This window comes from Arthrobacter sp. SE2, assembly GCF_058244265.1.
The window spans coordinates 13,907-34,827 of the sequence record NZ_JBZAYA010000014.1 but is presented as its reverse complement, the minus strand read 5'-3'; the positions used below and the strand labels follow the sequence as shown (position 1 = coordinate 34,827).

23 protein-coding genes are annotated in these 20,921 nt (G+C 62.9%); 15 read left to right on the top strand and 8 right to left on the bottom strand.

What is annotated here, in order from left to right; all coding sequences use genetic code 11:
• Nucleotides 1-2 precede the first annotated feature (2 nt).
• From hpaD to AC4CS3_RS17870, 4 genes are all read left to right on the top strand, one after another.
• Entirely contained in the window at nt 3-1,091 is a 1,089-nt protein-coding gene (hpaD, locus tag AC4CS3_RS17885; RefSeq protein ID WP_490784553.1) for a 3,4-dihydroxyphenylacetate 2,3-dioxygenase, read from the top strand.
• Nucleotides 1,092-1,144: 53 nt separating this feature from the next.
• Nucleotides 1,145-1,930 (top strand): 2-oxo-hept-4-ene-1,7-dioate hydratase, encoded by a 786-nt coding sequence (gene hpaH / locus AC4CS3_RS17880; RefSeq protein WP_490784552.1) that lies wholly within the window; start codon nt 1,145-1,147, stop codon nt 1,928-1,930.
• Nucleotides 1,915-2,763, top strand: a complete 849-nt coding sequence (locus tag AC4CS3_RS17875) for an HpcH/HpaI aldolase family protein (RefSeq protein WP_490784551.1) — start codon at nt 1,915-1,917, stop codon at nt 2,761-2,763. The genes hpaH and AC4CS3_RS17875 overlap by 16 nt, the downstream gene beginning before the upstream one ends.
• Nucleotides 2,764-2,956: 193 nt before the next feature.
• Nucleotides 2,957-3,304: a hypothetical protein gene (locus AC4CS3_RS17870; RefSeq protein WP_490784550.1), complete on the top strand. Its 348-nt coding sequence runs from the start codon at nt 2,957-2,959 to the stop codon at nt 3,302-3,304.
• A gap of 29 nt (nt 3,305-3,333) precedes the next feature.
• Here AC4CS3_RS17870 and AC4CS3_RS17865 read toward each other — a convergent pair whose 3' ends face one another.
• A complete protein-coding gene (locus AC4CS3_RS17865) occupies nt 3,334-3,870 on the bottom strand; it encodes a hypothetical protein (protein ID WP_490784549.1) in 537 nt (178 codons plus the stop codon).
• 306 nt (nt 3,871-4,176) lie between these two features.
• Here AC4CS3_RS17865 and AC4CS3_RS17860 point away from each other — a divergent pair, with 306 nt between their 5' ends.
• Nucleotides 4,177-5,385 carry an aspartate transaminase gene (locus AC4CS3_RS17860; RefSeq protein WP_490784548.1) on the top strand — a complete coding sequence of 403 codons (1,209 nt, stop codon included), beginning with the start codon at nt 4,177-4,179 and terminating at the stop codon, nt 5,383-5,385.
• Nucleotides 5,386-5,430: 45 nt separating this feature from the next.
• A complete protein-coding gene (locus tag AC4CS3_RS17855; protein ID WP_059388748.1) occupies nt 5,431-6,105 on the top strand; it encodes a 4-carboxy-4-hydroxy-2-oxoadipate aldolase/oxaloacetate decarboxylase in 675 nt (224 codons plus the stop codon).
• Between the two features lie 149 nt (nt 6,106-6,254).
• On the opposite strand, the gene AC4CS3_RS17850 is transcribed toward AC4CS3_RS17855, so the two are convergent.
• Both AC4CS3_RS17850 and AC4CS3_RS17845 read right to left on the bottom strand, forming a co-directional pair.
• Nucleotides 6,255-6,476 (bottom strand): hypothetical protein, encoded by a 222-nt coding sequence (locus AC4CS3_RS17850; protein WP_490784547.1) that lies wholly within the window; start codon nt 6,474-6,476, stop codon nt 6,255-6,257.
• Between the two features lie 134 nt (nt 6,477-6,610).
• A complete protein-coding gene (locus tag AC4CS3_RS17845) occupies nt 6,611-7,543 on the bottom strand; it encodes a LysR substrate-binding domain-containing protein (protein WP_236813598.1) in 933 nt (310 codons plus the stop codon).
• A gap of 512 nt (nt 7,544-8,055) precedes the next feature.
• Here AC4CS3_RS17845 and AC4CS3_RS17840 point away from each other — a divergent pair.
• Genes AC4CS3_RS17840 through AC4CS3_RS17820 form a run of 5 tightly spaced genes read left to right on the top strand, consistent with a single transcriptional unit; the run spans nt 8,056 to nt 12,782 of the window.
• Entirely contained in the window at nt 8,056-8,844 is a 789-nt protein-coding gene (locus tag AC4CS3_RS17840) for a LamB/YcsF family protein (RefSeq protein WP_490784546.1), read from the top strand.
• 1 nt (nt 8,845) lies between these two features.
• Nucleotides 8,846-9,568 (top strand): 5-oxoprolinase subunit B family protein, encoded by a 723-nt coding sequence (locus tag AC4CS3_RS17835; RefSeq protein WP_490784545.1) that lies wholly within the window; start codon nt 8,846-8,848, stop codon nt 9,566-9,568.
• Nucleotides 9,565-10,578, top strand: coding sequence for a 5-oxoprolinase subunit C family protein (locus AC4CS3_RS17830; protein WP_490784544.1), 1,014 nt, complete (start codon nt 9,565-9,567; stop codon nt 10,576-10,578). The genes AC4CS3_RS17835 and AC4CS3_RS17830 overlap by 4 nt, the downstream gene beginning before the upstream one ends.
• Before the next feature lie 57 nt (nt 10,579-10,635).
• Nucleotides 10,636-11,976: an MFS transporter gene (locus AC4CS3_RS17825; protein ID WP_345448102.1), complete on the top strand. Its 1,341-nt coding sequence runs from the start codon at nt 10,636-10,638 to the stop codon at nt 11,974-11,976.
• 56 nt (nt 11,977-12,032) lie between these two features.
• A complete protein-coding gene (locus tag AC4CS3_RS17820) occupies nt 12,033-12,782 on the top strand; it encodes an SDR family oxidoreductase (protein WP_441414121.1) in 750 nt (249 codons plus the stop codon).
• 104 nt (nt 12,783-12,886) lie between these two features.
• Here the strand turns inward: AC4CS3_RS17820 and AC4CS3_RS17815 are convergent, their stop codons facing one another.
• Nucleotides 12,887-13,321, bottom strand: coding sequence for an acyl-CoA thioesterase (locus AC4CS3_RS17815; RefSeq protein WP_084784486.1), 435 nt, complete (start codon nt 13,319-13,321; stop codon nt 12,887-12,889).
• 263 nt (nt 13,322-13,584) lie between these two features.
• Between AC4CS3_RS17815 and AC4CS3_RS17810 the strand changes: the two genes are divergently transcribed.
• Nucleotides 13,585-14,442 (top strand): cytochrome c oxidase assembly protein, encoded by an 858-nt coding sequence (locus tag AC4CS3_RS17810; RefSeq protein WP_490784543.1) that lies wholly within the window; start codon nt 13,585-13,587, stop codon nt 14,440-14,442.
• Nucleotides 14,443-14,511: 69 nt separating this feature from the next.
• Here AC4CS3_RS17810 and AC4CS3_RS17805 read toward each other — a convergent pair whose 3' ends face one another.
• The 3 genes from AC4CS3_RS17805 to purB all read right to left on the bottom strand — a co-directional run bounded on the left by AC4CS3_RS17805 (nt 14,512) and on the right by purB (nt 17,300).
• Nucleotides 14,512-15,015 carry a GNAT family N-acetyltransferase gene (locus AC4CS3_RS17805; RefSeq protein WP_234751783.1) on the bottom strand — a complete coding sequence of 168 codons (504 nt, stop codon included), beginning with the start codon at nt 15,013-15,015 and terminating at the stop codon, nt 14,512-14,514.
• Nucleotides 15,016-15,139: 124 nt separating this feature from the next.
• Nucleotides 15,140-15,799 carry a histidine phosphatase family protein gene (locus AC4CS3_RS17800; protein ID WP_490784542.1) on the bottom strand — a complete coding sequence of 220 codons (660 nt, stop codon included), beginning with the start codon at nt 15,797-15,799 and terminating at the stop codon, nt 15,140-15,142.
• 58 nt (nt 15,800-15,857) lie between these two features.
• Entirely contained in the window at nt 15,858-17,300 is a 1,443-nt protein-coding gene (gene purB, locus AC4CS3_RS17795) for an adenylosuccinate lyase (protein ID WP_490784541.1), read from the bottom strand.
• A 192-nt stretch (nt 17,301-17,492) separates the two neighbouring features.
• On the opposite strand from purB, the gene AC4CS3_RS17790 reads away from it, so the two are divergent.
• Both AC4CS3_RS17790 and AC4CS3_RS17785 read left to right on the top strand, forming a co-directional pair.
• Nucleotides 17,493-17,801 (top strand): hypothetical protein, encoded by a 309-nt coding sequence (locus AC4CS3_RS17790; RefSeq protein WP_490784540.1) that lies wholly within the window; start codon nt 17,493-17,495, stop codon nt 17,799-17,801.
• Nucleotides 17,801-19,171 (top strand): hypothetical protein, encoded by a 1,371-nt coding sequence (locus AC4CS3_RS17785; protein ID WP_490784539.1) that lies wholly within the window; start codon nt 17,801-17,803, stop codon nt 19,169-19,171. Before AC4CS3_RS17790 ends, AC4CS3_RS17785 begins: the two co-directional genes overlap by 1 nt.
• Nucleotides 19,172-19,225: 54 nt before the next feature.
• Here AC4CS3_RS17785 and AC4CS3_RS17780 read toward each other — a convergent pair whose 3' ends face one another.
• Entirely contained in the window at nt 19,226-19,651 is a 426-nt protein-coding gene (locus AC4CS3_RS17780) for a phage holin family protein (protein ID WP_441414115.1), read from the bottom strand.
• Between the two features lie 136 nt (nt 19,652-19,787).
• Between AC4CS3_RS17780 and AC4CS3_RS17775 the strand changes: the two genes are divergently transcribed.
• Nucleotides 19,788-20,906: a histidinol-phosphate transaminase gene (locus tag AC4CS3_RS17775; RefSeq protein ID WP_490784538.1), complete on the top strand. Its 1,119-nt coding sequence runs from the start codon at nt 19,788-19,790 to the stop codon at nt 20,904-20,906.
• Nucleotides 20,907-20,921 lie beyond the last annotated feature (15 nt).

Sequence of the window (20,921 nt, the reverse complement as noted above, 5' to 3'; positions counted from 1 at the left end):
CCATGACCAACTTCGTCGCCACCCCCACCGTCCCGGCTCCGGATATCGTCCGCTGCGCCTACCTCGAACTCGTGGTCACGGACCTCGCCAAATCCCGCGAGTTCTACGTGGACCTGCTCGGCCTGCACATCACCGAGGAAGACGAGGACACGATCTACCTCCGCTCGTTCGAGGAGTTCATCCACCACAACCTGGTCCTGCGCAAGGGACCGGTCGCCGCAGCCGCCGCGTTCGCGTACCGGGTGAAGTCCCCGGCCGAGGTCGACGCCGCGGAGGCATACTACCGTGAGCTCGGCTGCCGGGTGGAGCGCCGCAAGGACGGCTTCACCAAGGGTGTCGGCGACTCCGTCCGCGTCGAGGACCCGCTGGGCTTCCCCTACGAGTTCTTCTACGACGTCGAACACGTCGAACGCCTCACCCAGCGCTACGACCTCTACTCGGCCGGCGAACTGGTCCGCCTGGACCACTTCAACCAGGTCACTCCCGATGTTCCCCGGGGCCGGGCCTACCTCGAGGACCTCGGCTTCCGGGTCTCCGAAGACATCAAGGATTCCGACGGCGTCACGTACGCCGCGTGGATGCACCGCAAGCAGACCGTGCACGACACCGCCCTGACCGGCGGCAACGGTCCCCGCCTGCACCACATCGCCTTCTCCACCCACGAGAAGCACAACATCATCCAGATCTGCGACAAGATGGGCGCACTGCGCATCAGTGACCGGATCGAACGCGGCCCCGGCCGGCACGGCGTCTCCAACGCCTTCTACCTCTACATCCTGGACCCGGACGGGCACCGCATCGAGATCTACACCCAGGACTACTACACCGGGGACCCGGACAACCCCACCGTCACCTGGGACGTCCACGACAACCAGCGCCGCGACTGGTGGGGCAACCCTGTGGTCCCCTCCTGGTACACCGAGGCCTCCCTCGTCCTGGACCTGGACGGCAACCCGCAGCCGGTCATCATCCGCGAGGAAAAGAGCGAAATGGCGGTCACCGTGGGCGCCGACGGCTTCTCCTACACACGCCAGCCCGACGGCGGCCCCGCCGGCGAAAAGATGGGTTTCAAGGTCGGCTCGCAGCTCTAGGCCCGCAGCCCTCAACGTATGCTGACCGCAGGATGGCCGAACGGAGTGTGGAGATGCTTGACCCGAAGACGATAGAAACCATTGCGGACGAACTACTGGAAGCAGGCCGGTCCCGGACCCCGGTTCCACGCCTGACTGCCCGCTACCCGGAGATGACGGTGGAGGATTCCTACGCCGTCCAGCAATTGTGGCGCCGCCGCAACGAGGACGCGGGCCGGAAGCTGGTGGGTCGCAAGATCGGGCTGACGTCCAAGGCCATGCAGGCTGCCACGGGCATCACCGAACCGGACTATGGCGCGATTTTCGATGACATGGTCCTGGAAACCGGGTGCTCCGTGCCGTGGGACCAGTACACCCACCCCCGGGTGGAGGTCGAGCTGGCGTTCGTGCTCAAGAAGGACCTCGCCGGGCCGGGCTGTACGATCTTCGACGTCCTGAACGCCACGGACTACGTGGTTCCGGCCCTTGAGATCCTGGATTCCAGGATCGAGATGGAGGGCCGGACCATCGTGGACACCATCTCGGACAATGCCGCGATGGGTGCCATGGTGGTGGGCGGGCGCCCGGTCCGCCCGGACGCGGTGGACCTCCGCTGGGTCTCGGCGATCCTGTACAAGAACCAGATCGTGGAGGAGACCGGCGTCGCCGCGGGCGTGCTGGACCACCCGGCCAACGGCGTGCACTGGCTCGTTAACAAGATCGCCCCGCACGGGGACGGGCTGAAGGCCGGGGAGATCATCCTCGCCGGCTCCTTCACCCGCCCGCTCTGGGTGTACAAGGGCGATACCGTCCACGCCGACTACGGACCCTTGGGAGTTGTCACATGCCGATTCGAGTAGAACCAGACCGCACGTTCCGCGAAGCCCTGCGGAACCAAACCGGCCCTGCCGGCCGGCCACTCGCCGGGATGTGGGTGTGTTCCGGCAGCCCGCTCATTGCCGAACTGTGCGCCGGGGCGGGTCTGGACTGGCTCCTGATCGACGCCGAACACAGCCCCAACGGCCTCGAATCCATCCTCGCCCAGCTCCAGGCCGTCCGCGGCTACCCCGTTCAAGCCGTGGTCCGTCCGCCTGCCAATGACACTGTGCTCTTGAAGCAATACCTGGATCTGGGAGTGCAGGACCTGCTCATCCCCATGGTCAACTCCGCCGCGGAAGCCAAGGCCGCCGTCTCAGCCGTGCGATACCCGCCGCATGGCGTGCGCGGCGTCGGCTCGGCCCTGGCCCGCGCCTCGCGCTGGAACCGCATCCCGGGCTACCTCGCCCGGGCCGCCGAGACCATCAGCGTCACGGTCCAGATCGAAACCGAGGCCGCCGTCGCCGCCGTGGAAGAGATCCTGGCGGTCGACGGCGTCGACGCCATCTTCCTCGGGCCCTCCGACCTCGCGGCGTCCATGGGCTTGCTCGGCGAGCAGGAACACCCGAAGGTGCGCGCCGCCGTCGAACACTGCCTCACCGCGGCGAAGACAGCGGGCAAGCCCGGCGGCGTCAACGCCTTCAATGAAGCCACGGCGCGTGCGTACATGGACGCCGGGGCGTCGTTCGTGCTGGTCGGCGCCGATGTCGCGCTGCTGGCGCGCGGCACGGAAGCCCTCGCGGACAAGTTCATCCCAACAGCCCCCGACGGCGGAGCGCCCTTTGGCGGGACAGGTGACACGCCGTCGAGCTACTGAACTAGGTAGGTAGTCGGTACTCTTCCGGAGGTCCTTGGACGGAGCTACATTGGATATCCCGAGGCCGCTTGGGGGCGGTCGAGGGGGGTCGTCCGCAATTTCAATGGAGCATGCCGTGGTCCCGCAACCAGATCTCAATCCTCAACAAACTGAAGCCATTGCCCAACCGCCGGTTGCAAGGCGTTCAGGCCCCGTGGAGTACGACCTTCGGGCTGTTTACGTCCCGCAGTCCGGGCTGTTCCTGGATGATGAGGGGCGCGAATTCTTCGTGACTGCCGTGGAATTCTGGGAGCACGCGACGGTAGTCAGTCTGTGCTGGAAACGCAGGCCCATGGCAGGGCAGGGAAGTCCGCCGTTGGTTGCCACGGATGAGCACGACCGGGTGCTGAGTGTGAAGCGCATCTGGAGCGTTGGTGCGCGATCGATCCAACATTTTGAGCCGATTTCAACGTCAGCCCGCGCATTGACAGTGCTCATCGCCAGGAAAACAGGAACACAGGAACTGTTTAGCTGCAGGACGCCGCCGGCAAGGAAAGAGTGAGGCGCCGTCTACGCTCTCGCCCGCGGAAGCTAGGCGGAGCGCGCGATGCCCCGTGTTGACCTGCGGATATGGTCGGGTGTGAGGCCGGTCAGCGAGGCAAGTTCAAGGTCATCGCAAGCTTGGGTGCGGAGCGCAGTGACAATCAACGCTTCCCGCTGATTAACGATCTGGTCGCGGTGCCTTTCGGCTGCTTTGAGTTGCTCGCTTTTCGCCCTCAGGCCATCCACATGTGCGCCTCGCGGAAGCTCACTCGGGTGAAGGTCGTCATAAGCCAAACCGATGGTTCGGACGGCCCGAATATTTTCCCCGGTCAGCGCGGAAATTGTGGCCAAGGTGAGCCCGTCTTCAAGGGCCTGGGCGATCATCTCGTTGCGGGCAGCGGTCAATGTCCGGATGGCGCTTGTTGCTTGAGATAAGAGTTGCTTATGGGCCGTGAGCGAATGGATGAGCTTGTCGTGTTCACCGGTGGCCGGTGCGCGCTCCTCACCCACCATTGGCGCCTTGGAGCGGTACGTGTACCTGCCTGTCGTCGAGCGGCGGGGAGTGGACCAAGATTGAGCTTGCATGTGCTCCCTTTCCGACCCGGCTCTGATGGATCATGGCTTCTCTGATCTGAAGAATCTAGGCCCTGGACGCTCCGCCGCGGAAATACCAATACCGCGTGAACCCATAAGCGAAGTGCATGGAAGATTCCCATATGGGGTTGAAACGTCCCTAAATGACCACAGAATCCCTATATGGATCAGGTGGTCATAAGGGCCTCTTATTGATCCACGCACATTAGGTCTTATCCACGGCGCCCGGCAGTGCCTAGTCTCGAAATTGGGGATTCGACACCCGAATCCTGAGTTTCACGATTCTGGAGAAGACAAATGTCCGAGTACCTGCCGGCGTCGAGGGTCACACGCATCAAGTCCTCAGCGAGCGTTGCGGCCGCCGCCCGCGTCCGTGAACTACGAGCCGAAGGCATTCCGATCATCGACCTGACCGTCGGCGAGCCGGACTTCGACACCCCTGACCACATCAAGGCGGCCGCGATCGAAGCGATCAACGCCGGCCAGACCAAATACACCTCGGTGACTGGAACGCCGGAGCTGCAGACCGCTATCCTCCGCCGGATTGAAAGCCACACCGGCGTGCACTACGAAGCGAACCAGCTGACCATAGGCGGCGGTGCCAAGCAAGTCCTCTACGTAGCACTCATGGCTTCGCTCAACGAAGGCGACGAGGTCATCGTCCCCGCACCTTACTGGGTGTCCTACCCGGACATGGTCCTCGCCAACGACGGCACGCCCGTGATAGTCGCTTGCGGAGAAGACACCGGCTTCAAGCTCACACCGGCCGCCCTCCGCGAAGCCATCACGCCCAAGACCAAATGGCTCATCCTCAACGCTCCGTCCAACCCGACGGGAGCCGTGTACTCACGCGAAGAACTGCAGGCCCTGGGTGCCGTCCTTGAGGAATTCCGGCATGTCTACATCCTCACCGACGAGATCTACGACGAAATCCACTTCGGCGACGGCCGGGTAACCAGCCTCGTCACGGCGGTTCCTTCCCTGCGCAGCCGCATCCTGCTGGTCAACGGCGTCTCCAAGGCCTACGCGATGACCGGTTGGCGCCTTGGTTACGGCGTGGGCCCGGCGCCTTTGATCGCGGCGATGAACAAGCTGCAGTCGCAGACGTCCTCATGCCCGTCGTCGGTCAGCCAGGCAGCTGCGGCGGCCGCCCTGAACGGCGATCAGTCGTTCGTCCGGGACAGTGTGGAGGTGTACCGCAAGCGCCGGGACGTCGCCGTCGAGGGCCTCAACGCGATTGACGGACTTTCGGTGGCCCCGGCCGAGGGCGCCTTCTACGCCTACGTGAACTGCAGCGGCGTCATCGGCAAGACCGCTCCTGACGGCACCGTGATCGAAAATGACCAGGACTTCACGCTGTACCTCCTCAACGCGGCCGCGGTTGCCGTCATCCAGGGCTCGGCCTATGGCCTTGGCCCGTACTTCCGGATCTCCTTCGCCACATCGCTGGAGACCATCAACGCCGGCGTGGACTCGATCCGCAAGGCAGTCAGCGCCCTCAACTAAGCCCCACAGGCACTCCAGCAGCCAGCCAAGAGAAAGATTCAGAAAATGATCCACGTCAAGACTAAGTTCCAGAGGCCGGACGCCGACGTCGTCAGCCGCCTCGCGGCGTTCTCCTCCGCGACCATCCACGAAGCCCAGGGCCGCCGCGGCGCCTTGAGTTCCAAGATCAAGCCGATCGACCGCTCCATGTCCTTCTGTGGGCCGGCCGTGACCGTGGCTTGTGCCCCGCAGGACAACCTCATGCTGCAGGTCGCCATCCACTACGCCCAAGCCGGCGATGTCGTCTTGGTCGGCGCGCAGGAATTCTCCGACGCCGGAACCTTCGGCGACGTCTTGGGCAACGCCATGAAAGCCAAGGGCATTGCGGCCATGGTGACGGATTCCGGTGTGCGGGACACCCAGGACCTCATCGAACTGGGCCTCCCGGTTTTCTCGGGCAGCGTCTGCATCAAGGGCACGGTCAAAGAAACCCTTGGGCCGATCAACCACCCACTCGTCTTCGGCGATGAGATCATCTACCCCGGCGACATCCTCCGCGGTGACGCTGACGGCGTCGTGGTGGTCCGCCGTGAAGAAGCTGAAGAGGTCATCGCGCTCTCCCAGGCCCGGGACGACGCCGAACGCGAGCTCATCAAGGCCTACCACGCAGGAGGCACCACCATCGAGCTGTGCGGGCTGACGGAGAAGCTGAAGGCCAAGGGACTCCTGGTCGAAGACTGATTGTCTCGCTGGGGCCGGTCACCGAATGCGGTGGCCGGCCTTTTGCGCGCCCTGAGAGCTTTTTGCGCGCCCGTTTCCGGGCACGAAGAAGGCGCCTTGCCAGGGGCAAGGCGCCTTGAGTGGTGGACTGGGTTTGAGGAAACCTCAAGTCAGTCCAGTCCAGGGTGTCCTGGCCGTGCGTCGACCAGGTACCACTCGATGCTGTGTCCAGCGTGGGCCGGCATGAGGCTTCCTTCGAAGACGAAGAGGGGTTCGCCGAACCCGCCTACTGGACGCCAGAAACCGTTCCTTGGGCAGTGGAATCCGGTCCGTGCACTGATCGCTCCGAGGGTTGGATTCGAAGCCCACCGGGTCTGGCTGATCTTTTTCACCGCTGTTCCTTTGATTGGGTTCACGGAATCCGCGAGCCGCTTTCGAATTACTTGCTAATTCGATAATAGGAAATAAAAACGCCGGTGAATAAGACCAAAGATGTCTGTCCGGATAAGGCAATGTTATGGATGGATCACGCTTCGGCTGGATCGGCCGCGTACTTGCTGATCAATTGTTGCTGGAGCATCTCCTTGACCAGGATGAGCACTGCGGAGGCGGCCTCGGACAGCGGTTCGTGGTCGGGGGTGCACAGGGCAATCTTGCTCTGCAGGGCCGGTTCGACGATCCGCAATACCTTGAAGTTCTCATCAGGGAAGAGCGCATCAGCGGCCGATTTAGGCAGCACCGTGGCCCCGAGGTTTGCGCGGATGAGTCGAACGAGTGACGGAACCGATTCCACTTCGCCTACAAGGCGCAGGGGCAACCCGTGGTCAGCCAGTCCCTTCTCGATGATCTGGCGCAGGGTGTGGTTTTTTTCGGGGAGGAATAGCCCAAGGCTGCTGGCTTCTTCGAGGGTGACCGTTGTTCGACCCTGGGCCACATCGACGTCCTCATGGGTCACCAAGTGCAGGTCTTCCACAATCATGGTGGTGAACTGCACTCCGCGGATCTTCCCTGGCTCGTAGATCAGGGCCATGTCCAGGCGGCCGTTCTTGATTGCCTCGCTCAGCACGCCGCCGAAGATCTCCGTCAGGTGCACCACAATGTCCGGGTATCGCCTGCCGACCTCGCGGATGATCTGCGGCGTCAGGCTCGAAGCCATGCTGTACGGTGCGATGGCGATGGACACCCTGCCCGACGGTGCGGCCCCGGATGCCGCTACGTCCAGCCGGGCTTGTTCCACGAGCCGCAGGATGGTCTGGGCGTGGCGATAGAGGGTGTGTCCCGCAGCGGTTGGCTCGACTCCCTGCTTACTGCGGATCAGCAGGCGCTGCTTCAAATCGCTTTCCAGCGCCGACACCTGCTGGCTGAGGGCGGGTTGGGCGACGTGGAGCGCTGCGGCGGCCTTGGTGATGCTCCCCGAATCGACGATCTTTACAAAATACGAGAGCTTCCGCGTATCCATGGGTCTGCCTTCCTCCAGGTCCTCATTGGGGCCTGGATGCCATAAGGAAATTCTATGTAGGGACACACAATCCGTCTTTGTGTGACCTGTCTCTCAGCGACTAATTTGAGATCCACATCCCCATGGTGGCGTTTCCCAACTATTTACCGACAGTTCGTTGACTCCCCATCAACCAATTGTCCCGATACCCAAATATAGACGCATTTGGCGACCCGCCGTCGTCGACCTTCAACAAGGAGGACGACGACGGCGGTCCGGCGCCATGCGGTCCCTGCCAGCAGCATGTGTGCCCTAGGTCATAACCGGGAGCTATCCCGTGATAGCGAATAGGTCTTTGTGCCCGAACTTCTCGGGTGCGAGACTTCTATCACCAAAGAATTATCGACAGTTCGCCGGATTGAAGAATTTTAGCTAAACACTTTCAATCGAAAAGGCGACTGAGTTTACCGGATATTCCTGCCGTTCGTATGGAATTACCGGGCCCCAATGCAGAACCACGGAAAGAGAACCACGTGAACCCGACAATTGATCTTGTAGCGGATCTTGGAGAGGGATTCGGTGCCTACACCATAGGCAGCGACACCGATCTTCTGGAGATCGTTTCAAGCGCCAATATCGCTTGCGGGTTCCACGCGGGCGATCCCGACATCATGGACGCCACCGTCGCCGAATGCGTTCGCCGCGGGGTGGGTATCGGAGCTCATCCGAGCTTCCCGGACCTGCGTGGTTTCGGCCGCCGGGACATGGGCCTCACTGCCAACGAGGTGCGCGCCGATGTCCTTTACCAGCTGGGGGCCCTGAACGGCTTCGCAGCCTTCCACGGCACCAAGGTGACCCACATTGCTCCGCACGGCCGGCTGGGAAATCTCGTGGCAGTGCGTGCGGATTACGCTGCGGCCGTGGCTGAGGCCGCCGCCCGCATGGACGACGAACTCATCGTGGTCGCTCAGGAGGGCGAGTTGGCCAAGGCGGCACGTTCCGCCGGCCTGGACGTAGCCATTGTCGGCATCGTCGATCGCGCCTACCAGGAAGACGGGACCCTGGTCCCGCGCAGCCAGCCCGACGCCGTACTGCACGATCCCTCGGTCATTGTGGAGCGAACGGTCCGCATGGTGTGCGAAGGCAAGATCCGCTGCGCGAATGGCACGGACATCGACATCTCGACTGACACTGTCCTGCTTCACGGAGACAACCCCGGCGCCGTCGAGCTCGCCCGGCTCATTCGCTCGGAGCTCATTTCGGCCGGGGTCCGTATCGCCCCGTTGGCCGAAGTCATGGATGCCAAGAGGAAGGCGGCCTGACATGTCCGTTCTCACTACGGCTCCCACCGAGATCTACGAATCCGGAGACTCCGCATTGCGCGTTGTCGCCCTCGCTGAAGCAAGCGAGGACAACTGGCTCACGGTCCACCGTCTTGCTGACTGGCTGGAGAGCTGTGGCGCCGAGGGCCTTCATGGCGCGGTTCCCACTTACGATTCCGTGCTGGTGGAATTCGATCCCGTCCTGGTGTCGGCCCGCCAGGTGCGCGCGTTCGTGAAGCTGGGGCTCCTTGAAATGGGCCGGTCAGCCGGCACCGCACCAGCACCGCGTGAATTTGACGTCCCGGTGGCCTACGGCGGCGAATACGGTCCCGACCTGGAGAAGGTAGCCGAGCAACAGGGCATCTCCACCGAGGAAGTCATCCGCCTTCACACCGAGAAGACCTACACGGTTCGCTGCCTGGGTGCTCCTGCCGGCTCGCCCATGATGGACGGCCCGGCGTTCCCCAAGCCCGTGCCGCGCCTCAAGGATCCGCGCCTCAGCGTCCCGGCAGGGGCAGTGGCAGTGGCTGGACGCCAAGCCGTCATCGCTCCCGCGTCCGCGCCGGGTGGTTGGTGCGTCATCGGTCAGACCCCTTTGACCGTCCTGAACATTCGTCGTGAACCACTGGTCCCTTACAAGCCAGGAGATGTTCTCCGGTTCCGTCCTATCGAAGCCGGCGAATTCGACTCTTACGTCGGCAAGGAACTGGAACCAAGGCCATGAACGGGCACATCCTCATCCAGCAACCGGGTAATTCCGTGGTCACAGACCTTGGCCGTTTCCGGGGACCGCGCTTTGGACTGCCGGTCAACGGCGCCCTGGACCAGTATTCTGCCCGGGCCGCCAATATCCTGGCCGGCAACCTCGACAACGATCCCTTGGTGGAGATCACGGCCCTCGACTTCAGGATGAAGGCACAGTCCGACATCCTGATCGCAGTCACGGGGGCACCCCTGACACTCACCGTCGGAGGGCGTCCGAGCAGCCAGTGGGAACCGGTTTCGGTCCGGGCGGGCGAGACGGTAGCCATCCGGGGAATCAACCGGGGTCTCCGTGCCTACCTGGCCATCCACGGCTCCGTGGAGGCGCCGATGCTGCTGGGTAGTTGTGCTCCGGACACCGTTGTGGGCTTCGGCCTGCAGCTCAAGGAAGGAACCACACTCCTCACCCGCCGCAGCGTGGGTCCCGTTCGCCAACCGTACTTCGACCTTCCGCTCTTCCGGCTTGGTCTTGAACGGCCGGACATGGGGCAGGAATTGATGGTCGATGTGACCGACGGTCCGGATGTCGCCGAGTTTGGCGATTCCGCCGAGTTGCTCTTCACATCGGAATACGCCGTGAGTGGCCGGAGCAACCACATCGGCTTGAGGCTCGGCGGCGAACTGCCGGAAAGAACCTCAAGCGGTGAAGTGCTTTCACGCGGGGTCCCGGTTGGCGCCGTCGAAGTTCCCTCACGTGAAGAACTGCTGGTACTGCATCGGGGCCGCGGCGTTACCGCCGGATATCCAGTCCTCGCCGTCGTCACCAGTATCGGCCTGGATGTCCTTGCCCAAGCCCGCCCGGGCCACAAGGTCCGCTTCAGGAAATCAACGGTGGCAGAGGCAACTTCCGCCCATCGGCGCTCGCGGGCGCAACTTGAAACCCTCCGCGAATCCGTCAACACAGTCTTCGGACTCCTTGGCATTGGATGCCGACCCCAGTGGCAGGACTTACCAGTTGCAGCATGCAGCTAAAGACCTGTCGCCAATACCAGTAGCAGTTGCTACGCTCAACATCAAGAAGGAAATGTCATGACCGCAAACACCAACGCTGCGCAAGTGCAGCATGAACGGCTCACGGGCCGTCAAACGCGCAAGGTTGTCACCGCAGGCTGCGTTGGCATCTTCGTGGAACTCTATGACAACGGCATCTTCGCCTTCATGGCCGGAACGCTTGCCTTGGTGTTCCTTGCCCCGGGCAACCCGGACAACGCCCTGTTGTTCGTGTTCGCCGGCTACGCAGTCTCGTTCTTCGTCCGGCCCCTTGGCGCAGTTGTTTGTGGCTACTTGGGTGACCGGATAGGCAGGCAAAAGCTACTGGTCTTCGTCATTCTGCTGATCAGCGTCGCCACCGCCGGTATCGGGGTCCTGCCCACGTACGCGGCCATCGGCATCGCAGCGCCAATCCTGCTCGTCCTCCTGCGGCTCCTGCAGGGCTTCTCGGTTGGCGGCGAGGCCGCCGGCGCCATGACCTTCCTCGCTGAACACGCCCCTGAAGGCAAGCGCGGCATCATCACCTCCTACGCACAGATCGCGTCGTTCGCAGCACTGCTCACCGGCACCCTCGTGGCGTTCTCAATGTCTCCTTGGCTCACCCAGTCCGCGATCGACGGCGGCGGCTTCGGTTCCTTCGCATGGCGCATTCCGTTCCTGGTCGCCATCCCCATGGGCGTCATCGGTTGGTACATCCGCAAGGCCATCGCAGACACCCCCAACTTCACAAAGCTCAAGGAAGAGGGCGGCCTCTCCAAGAACCCGCTCAAAGAAGCCTTCCAGTCCGCTGAGCACCGCCGGGCCATGGTTCTGGCCCTCTTCATCCCGCTCATGAACGGTTCCGGCTACTACGTCCTGTTCTCCTACATGCCTACGTTCCTCAAGGGCAAGCAGCTCAACTTCACCATCGGCGAGGCACTGTTCATCACCGCCTGCAGCCTGGTTGTCATCTGCATCGCCATTCCTTTCATGGGTGCCCTGTCCGACCGCATCGGCCGCAAGAAGGTCATCGCCGGCTCCGCCATCGCCATGACCATCCTGGGCATCCCGTCCTACGCCCTCATCGCAACGGGAAACATGGGCCTGGCCATCCTTGGCGCCTCGATCATGGCCATCGTCTTCGCGGGCCACACGGCCGTCATCCACATCCTGATCGTTGAGCTGTTCCCCACCCGTGTCCGGTACTCCGCCTACGGCCTCGGCTACAACATCTCCTCCGCGCTCTTCGGCGGAACGGCCCCGTTGTTGATGACCTGGCTCATCAGCAGCACCGGCAACATCTACATGCCCGCCTTCTACGCAGTCATCACGGCCCTCGGCACGCTTGCAGCCGTGAGCACGGTCAAGGACCGGGCCCACGAACCCCTGCGCGACGCTTAGGCGCCGCTGACCTCCGGCACACTTCGTGCCTTCCATTTCCACTCTTTGGAGAACCGATGTCTTTTTCCGACTACAACACCGCCCTCGTCACCGGAGCGTCAACCGGTATGGGTGCCGCGATCACGGAGCGACTGGCCAAGAGAGGCCTGACCGTTCACGCCGTGGCCCGCAACGAGGAACGCCTCAGCGAACTGGCCGACCGTACGGGCGCCATCCCGCACGTAGTTGACCTGACCGACACAGCGGCGCTGACCGCCGTCGTGAGCGAACTGAAGATCGACGTCCTGGTCAACTGCGCCGGAGTTTCCCGGCCCGGCAACCTCCTGGACTCGTCCGAGCAGGACATCGACGAGCTCATCGACGTCAACCTTCGGGGCCTGCTTCAGCTGACACGGCTGGTCCTGCCGGGCATGGTGGAGCGCGATCTGGGCCACATCATCAACATCAGCTCGATCGCAGGCGTCTACAACTTCTACGGCCACACGGTGTACCACGCCACGAAGGCGGCCGTGCACCAGATCTCCCGCCAGCTCAGGAATGACACGGTCGGCAAGCGCATCCGCGTGACCGAGATCTGCCCCGGCCGGGTGGAAACCGAGATCTTCGGCCGGAACATGGGCGGCACACCTGAGGCTATGGAAGAAGCGTGGAAGACGTACTACGAAGGCTACGAGTCGCTGACCACTGACGATATCGTGAACGCCCTCGACTACGCCATCGAAACCCCGCGCCACGTCAATGTGGGCATGCTGGAACTCATGCCGACATTCCAGGTCCCCGGCGGTCTGACCTTCGACAGGCGCTGACCGCAGCAAGCTGGCGGCCGCGAAGTTCGCGGCCGCCAGCACCCGTTTCCGGGGAAAAGCTTTTGGTCGGGCCCGCCACTTAGGGCGGGCCCGACGTCGGGCGCTCAGTCCTCGTGGAGCGCTTGCGTCAGGTGGTGCGTGGGGATGCGGTCACGGTCATAGGTGATTTCCGTGTAGCCGTGCGGTTCCGGCCGGCCGTCGTGCCCGAGGTTGACGAACACGATTTCCTCGATGGTCAGGATGCTGTCGCGGGTGATCATGTTGCGCACCTCCGCACGCATGGTCAGCGAGGTCCGGCCGAAGCGGACCGCGGTCAGGCCCATCTCCACCAGATCGCCCTGGACGGCCGAGCTGACGAAGTTGATCTCCGAGATGTACTTGGTGACGGCGCGGCCGTTGCCGAGTTGGAGGATTGCGTAGATTGCGGCTTCCTCGTCGATCCATTTCAGCAGGCTTCCACCGAACAGCGTGCCGTTGGCATTGAGGTCCTCCGGACGTATCCACTTGCGGGTCCGGAACGTGATGTCAGCCTTTTCCATAATGCGAGATTAGCCGAGGCTGGGCGCCCGCGTCTCCTGCGGCGTGCCATGCTCGGGGCGACTCCGTAACATGGATACGGTGCACCCGGTTCAGGGCACAACACGACACGCCGATTCGCGCACCATGCGGCACACCGGGGAACGCGCTGGAGGAACACCATGAAGATCGATAAAACCCACCGTAGCGGCGGGCTGGGCGCCCGGCCTTCCGATGTGGACCACTGACCATGCCACCGTTGAGCGCAGTGTTAGGCGCCTGGTCAATGAACTGGCCCGCCCTGGTTATTCTTATTGCCGCGGTCGCCCTGTATTCAAAGGGGCTGATTGCTGCCAGGCGCCGGGATATCCGCTGGCCCTTGTGGAACTCGTTTGCCTTCTTCGTCCTTGGCCTGGGCAGTTTCGCGGCACTGAGCTTTGGATTCCCGGGAACCTACAGCCACGACCTGCGGTGGGCATTCACCCTCAAGGTGACGTCCTATCTGTTTGTGGTCCCGCTGTTGATTGGCCTGGGCAAGCCGCTAACCCTTGCGCGGCAGACCCTTGGGCCCGTGGGCGCTGCGAGGGTGGAAGCAGTCCTAGGGCACCGGCTCGTTCGCATGCTCAGCAACACGCTCGTGGCGGCACTGCTGGGGCTCGCCATGTTCACGCTGTTCCTGACGCCGTTCTTCTACGTGCTCCGGACCAACCCGGCCGCCGACGTCATCCTGACTTTGCTGGTACCCGTCATGGGACTCCTCATGACCGTACCGATCATGGAAGACGGCGCCGGACGCACCTCATCGCTCATTGTGGTCGAGTTCATCTTTGTATTCATCGAACTGCTCGCCGATGCGGTGCCTGGGGTCCTCATGCGGCTCAGCCCTGGAATTCTTGACGGCGCCACGTCAGTCTTGGGCAATCAGCCAGCCTGGTTCCCCTCACCGCTGCGGGACCAGCAACTCGCGGGAGACCTGATGTGGTTCCTCGCGGAGATCGTCGATCTTCCCCTCATCATCCTGATGTTCGTCCGGTTCTCCCGGAGCGACAAACACGAGGCCAAGAGCTTCGACGACCTGAGCGATGAAGAAATCGAAGCCCTGAACCGGGCACATCTGGGGCAGGGCGGACGAAGCCTGGAGTGATCCGGCTGGATTGATCCGGGGCGGGAGGTGGAGCCGGAGGGCGCCCGTGGCCGGTGGGACAGCCTGCCCTTACGCCATCGCCGTGTGCGAGGCGCTGTGTGAATCGATCGGCTTGGCGTAGCACTGCGAGTGGCTGACACCAATGTAGGGGCCGAAGTTGGGCACTGCAGCGAAGCCGGCGCTCTCGTAGAAGCTGCGGCCGTCCGATTGGGCCGACCCCGCCTCCGCTGTGATCATGCTGAAACCATGGGCATGCGCCTGCGCTTCGAGCGCGGCAAGGATGGAGCTGGCCACTCCTGAGCCCCTCGCGTAGGGGACGACGTATAGACGCTTGATTTCCGCAGTTTCGGCATCCAGAATCCTTAGCCCTCCGCAACCCAGGGGCTGGCCGGAGCACTTTTCGTAGGCAACGACGAAAACGGCAGTATCCGCTTCCGATGGTGCGGGTCCGGGCTCGTGGTCCGAGTTGCCGAAACGTGCGTCCAGTTCCGCCTGCTGCGCCGCGCGGAGGTCTGCACCCACCGGGTTAGCCCAGGTGACCTGTCTGATGTTGAGCCGCGGATTGGTCTGCATCGGAACCTCTTTCGCCGGAGGGGGTTATGCCTATCAAGCCTAAGAAGCAGGGGTTACCGCGGTGTTTCCTACGCGTAAGCGTCCGGAGAAATACCGGTGCATTGGGATTGATCTCAAGCCGCCGTCATTCGACGGCGTCACCGGTGGGATCTTCGACTGTCCGGTCGGCCAAGGCAAGTCCGCCTACCGGGCTCTGGTCCCAGTGGAGCAGGCGCCAACCGACCTCCGGGTCGCCTTCGAGCGCCACGATGCCGGTGTTCTGCAGTTGGTGGGTGGCGGCGAACTCGCGGCCAACATCCACGGCTCGGCGACCTGCCCAGCAGCGGATTGCGGCACCATGGCTGACGACGACGGCGGTTTCGTCGCCTGCCGCTGCCACCTTGGCAATGGCAGCGTCGTAGCGGGCGAAGAACTCGTGGCCATCACCCGCGCCCGGCATGCGGAGGTCGAGATCACCGTCAGTCCAGGCGAAAACGGTGCTCATGTACCGGTGGTGCGATTCGTGGTCGGTGAGCTTCTCCAAGGCCCCGGCCTCAATCTCCTGCAGGCCGTGCAACACGGTGGCCTCGAGCCCTAGGGCTTTTGCAAGCGGGGCGGCCGTCAGTTGGGTGCGAACCAGCGTGGATGCATAGATGGCCGTGATGTCCTCGTTGGCGAGGGACTCCGGGAGCGCAGCGGCCTGACGTTCGCCTAGTTCAGTCAGGCCCGGTCCGGGAAACGCAGTGTCCAATTGCCCCAAGACGTTTCCCGGGGTTTGCCCGTGGCGGATAAGCAAGAGCCTCATGCTGACACAATTCCTTACATCGATTCGGAAACGCCGGGACTATGAACAGCGCCGCGTTCTACTTCAGGTGGTCCACCAACTGGTCCGCGATACCGGTGTACTTGCCTGGAGTAAGTGCCAGGAGGCGTGCCTCGGCTTCGGGAGACAAGCCAAGGCTCGAGACGAACTCCTGCATGCGGACGGCATCGACGCGCTGACCACGGGTGAGATCCTTGAGTCGCTCGTACGGGTTCTCCATGCCCTCAACGCCGGCGATCGCCTCGGCGCGCATGACCATCTGGATCGCTTCGCCCAGGACTTCCCAGTTGGTGTCGAGGTCGGCTGCCAGCACATCCTCGGCGACGTCCAGGGCCTTCAGTCCCTTGGCAACATTCGAGATCGCGAGGAGCGAGTGTCCGAATGCGACGCCGATGTTGCGTTGCGAGGAAGAGTCGGTCAGGTCTCGCTGCCAGCGGGAGGTAACGAGCGTCGCGCCCAGAGTGTCCAGCAGTCCGTTGGAAATCTCCAGGTTGGCCTCGGCGTTTTCGAAGCGGATCGGGTTGACCTTGTGCGGCATGGTGGAGGAGCCGGTGGCGCCGGCAACCGGGATCTGGCGGAAGTAGCCAATCGAGATGTAGCTCCAGATGTCCGTGCAGACGTTGTGCAGAATGCGGTTGAAGCGGGCGACGTCGGCATAGAGCTCGGCCTGCCAGTCGTGGCTCTCGATCTGGGTGGTCAGCGGGTTCCAGGTCAGTCCCAGGCCTTCAACGAAGGACTGGGCCACGGCCTCCCAATCGGCACCGGGAACGGAAGCGACATGTGCGGCATACGTGCCGGTAGCGCCATTGATCTTGCCCAGGTACTGGGTCTTGGAAACGCGGTCCAGCTGGCGGCTCAGGCGGTGCGTGATGACCGCCAGTTCCTTGCCAAGAGTGGTGGGAGTGGCCGGCTGGCCGTGCGTGCGGGAAAGCATCGGGACGGCGCGGTTCTCCTCGGCCATCGCTTCGATCTGCTCCACCAAGGCGCTGGCAGCAGGGAGCCAGACATCTTCCACGGCACCCTTGACGCCCAAGGCGTAGGAAAGGTTGTTGATGTCTTCCGATGTGCAGCCGAAGTGCACCATAGCGGTCAGGTTCTCGATACCGATCGCGGGGAGGCGGCGGCCGATGTAGTACTCAACGGCCTTGACGTCGTGGACCGTGACGGCTTCGATTTCAGCGAGTTCGGTGACCGAAGCGGCGTCGAATTCGGTGACGATGGAGCGCAGCTTCTCCTGCTGTTCGGTGGTCAGTGGACCGGCGCCGGGAAGTACGTTGTTGCTGGTCAGGTGGATGAGCCACTCGACTTCGACGGCGACGCGGTCGCGGTTGAGAGCGGCCTCGGACAGGTAGTCGACCAGGGGAGCGACGGCGGACTGGTACCGGCCGTCCAGCGGGCCCAAGGCGATCGGCTCCGGCGACGTGGCGAGAGCCTGGCGTCCAGAGGGCGTACGGGTAACAGCGGCGGCGACGGTTTCAGGCATGAGTCAATTCTTTCATGAACTCGGCTCGCGCCATTAAGCCGGACTTCACTATGTGCATAAGATCGCGGCATCCTCTTCCGGGCCGTGTTTCCGGCAGGTTATCCACATAGCCGATCACGGCGGTTCCGCGCCACCGAAGCACAACGTAGCGTCGCTACCACAACATCAATGGACATGGAGGAGGGCAACGTCTTGAGCGGCATTCTTATGGCGGCCGGAGGAACGGATCTGGATTCGCAGCAATGTATTTCGCGAGGCGCGGAGATCCAGAAACTCGGATGGCGGATGAGCGTCTGCGCCGACCAAGCCGACGCCGTCCTTGCCAAGCTGGCGCAATTGCAACTTGAGCAATGGGAGTCGCCGGCCGGCCGTGCCTACCGGACCACGCTGGCTTTGCAGGCTGCCTCCCTTCGAAGGGGGCGTGATGCCTTGCGCGAGGCCGCTGCGGTGACCCTTCGCCATGCCCAGAAGGTGGCATCGAAACTCCAGCCTGGCTTCTGATGGCCGAGGTCGCTCCTGTCGGCGCGGGCGGAACTCCCCACCCTCGAACACCCGAGCCGGATGGCACCTTGCGGATACGTGGCGGAGTCGGCGGAATCCGCTTCCAATTCGAAGAGCTGCTTGCTGGCGCTGCCGCGCTGGACGGACTAGTGCTCCAACTGCAGGCAATTGAAGTGGAAGCTGAGCGGGTAAAGGTGGCTCTCTTCCCGCACCAGGCCTCGGCTTACCCAAGTGGAAGCAACGCCATCATCGCCGTAGGCGAGAGCGGCCGGGAGATTGGACGGGTCCGCGAACAGCTTCAGCGGATTGGCAGCGATGTCAGGGCAAGCCATCGTGAATACGAGTTTGCGGAATCGCATGCGGCGATCAGGCTGCGGATGGGCATGGGAATGCCTGTGCTCGCAACTGGCCCGAGCCCCCTGGATCTTGGCTTGAGGGGCGCCACGGAAGGAGGCGTCCGGGATCTGACCCGGATATTGGCGCTGATGATGGGGCTACCCCCGGTAGCGGCGAACCTTTCAGGGGCGACAGTCGGGCCCACTGATGTCGGTGCCGTCCTGCGAGCGATCGTGGCGGTGCCCGGATTGGCTTTCCTCAGGCCACGTCCTGTTTCGGTCAGCCGGGGAGAGATCGCCACCGAGAGCGTTGACCTGTCGGCAGCAGGAATGCTCAGGGAACTGGATCACGTCGGTGCCACTTCAGAGGGCGAAATAGAAGTCCTGCAGGTAGGTAAGGACGGAGCGCGGGCGTGGGTGGTCTTGATTCCGGGCACCCAGCCGGGCAATCCGCCAGGAGGCAGCAATCCATTGGACGAAGCCGGGATTGCCGAAGCGCTGGGCTACAACTCGACGGAAACCAGCAAGGCCATCCGTCAGGCGCTGCTTGAGGCAGGTGCCGCGGCCGGCGAGGCGGTGGTGGCAGTCGGCCATAGCCAAGGGGGAATCCATGCCATGAACTTGAGCAAGGACAATGCGTTCCTCGCCGAGTACGACCTCAAGTTTGTGGTGACAGCCGGATCACCCGTGGGCGGGATCACGCCGCAAGCCGGCATCGGGAGCCTGCACCTGGAGCATGAACAGGATTGGGTTCCCGGTGCGGAAGGCAAAGCGAATCCGGACACCAAGGACAGGGTTACGGTGACCATGACCAATCCGGTGATCCTGGAACCCGGCGAGGACCCGGGAATTGGGCCGGCGCACAAGCTCTCACGCTACGAGGAAGGGGCGAAGCTGGTGCAGCTCAGTTCCGATCCTTCGCTGGCCGCTTCCACAGCCACCCTGGGCGGGATACTGGGCGCTGGTGGAGTGGCCAAGGTGAGTCGGTTCAAGCTGATCCGCGAAACACCCCCGGCCCCGCGGGGAAGGCGCTGACAAAAAGCGGTCGAACAAGCTGGTGGGATACCTGCTACCACCTGCCAACGCTCCTTACCGCCTACCGCCTGGAATCCAGCTGGCCACCATGGAGATCAGGCTGATGATGATCGCTGCGAGAACTGCGGTCCAAAAGAAACGGTCGATGGTGAGGTGTACTGGCGTGTAGCTGCTGAGCCACGCTGTGAGGGACAACATGGCCGCGTTGATGACAATAGTGAACAGGCCGAGAGTGAGGATCGTGATCGGGAGGGAGAGCAGGTTGACCAAAGGCCGGACAAAGGCATTGACGATGCCAAAAATGAGCCCTATGAAGAGGTAGGCAAGAACCACGCCCAATGTGTCGCCGCCTTGAGTGACGCCCGCGTTGCCTACTGCGTTGGTGGTTGCCGAAGTCGAGATATCCATCCCCGGCAGAATCCAGCTGGCAACCCAGAGGGCCAGCCCGTTGATCAGGACGCGCACAATGAATGAACCCATACGCCCATGCTTTCACATGCGCCCTGTTTCCCATGCGCTGGTTTTCGCACGCACAGGTTTTCACAGGCCGGCTTTCATGTGCGCTGCCCAGAGGGCCTGCCAGCATGGCCCGAAGCCCTGCAAGTAGGCTGGTGCCATGAATTCTTCTGACAACGCACCGGAGGGCGTGCGTCCCCGCCCGGTTGTGGACAGGCTCCCCAAATATGCTGCAGGGAAGCCTCCCGTAGCAATAGAGGGCCTGACCAGTTACAAACTGTCGTCCAATGAAAACCCGCTACCCCCGATTCCCGCAGTGCTCCAGGCAATCGCTGATCAGTCGGACATCAACCGGTACCCGGACCCTTTGTCCACCAAGCTGCGCACAGCGCTCGCCGACTTCCTGGGAGTCCCCGCTGACGACGTCGTCACCGGAGCCGGAAGCCTCGGTGCACTGAACCAGATCCTTGCCACCTTCGCCGGCCAGAACCACGACGGCAAGGCCGATGAGGTTATCTATGCGTGGCGCTCCTTCGAGGCCTACCCGATCTGTGTGGGGCTGGCCGGGGCCGAGAGCATCCAGATCCCGTTGCTTTCCGATGGACGCCACGATCTCGAGGCCATGGCGGCCGCTGTGACGGTCCGCACCAAGGTGATTCTGCTTTGCACGCCAAACAACCCTACGGGCCCCATCCTCACCGCCGAGGAAACCGAACGGTTCATCCAGTCAGTGCCGGCAGGCGTGGTCGTAGTTATAGATGAGGCCTACCAGGAGTTCGTCAGGAACGAGAAGGCCGTGGACGGCATCAAGCTGTACCGCAAGTACCCCAACGTCGTTGTCCTCCGCACCTTTTCCAAGGCCCACGGCCTTGCGGGGCTGCGCGTTGGATACAGCGTTTCCGGTCCGGATCTCACCCAGCACCTGCGCGTCACTGCCACGCCGTTCGCCGTCTCGCAGATTGCTGAACGCGCCGCCATTACTTCGTTGGAGAATTTCGACCAAGTTGTGGAAAGGGTACAAAGTCTGGTTGACGAGCGGGACCGGGTTACCGCAGGACTCCGAGAGCTGGGATGGTTCGTGCCCGAGGCCCAAGGCAACTTCGTCTGGCTGAATCTTGGGGAGAATAGCGCCGAGTTTGCCGCACTTGCAGGCGAGCGGGCGTTGTCCGTGCGAGCCTTCGGCAACGAAGGCGTCCGGGTCAGTATTGGAGAAGTCGAGGCCAATACCCGATTCCTCGAGCTCTGTGCGTCCTATACAAAAGGGCCGCAGCCTTCCTAGCGGTTAACAAATGCC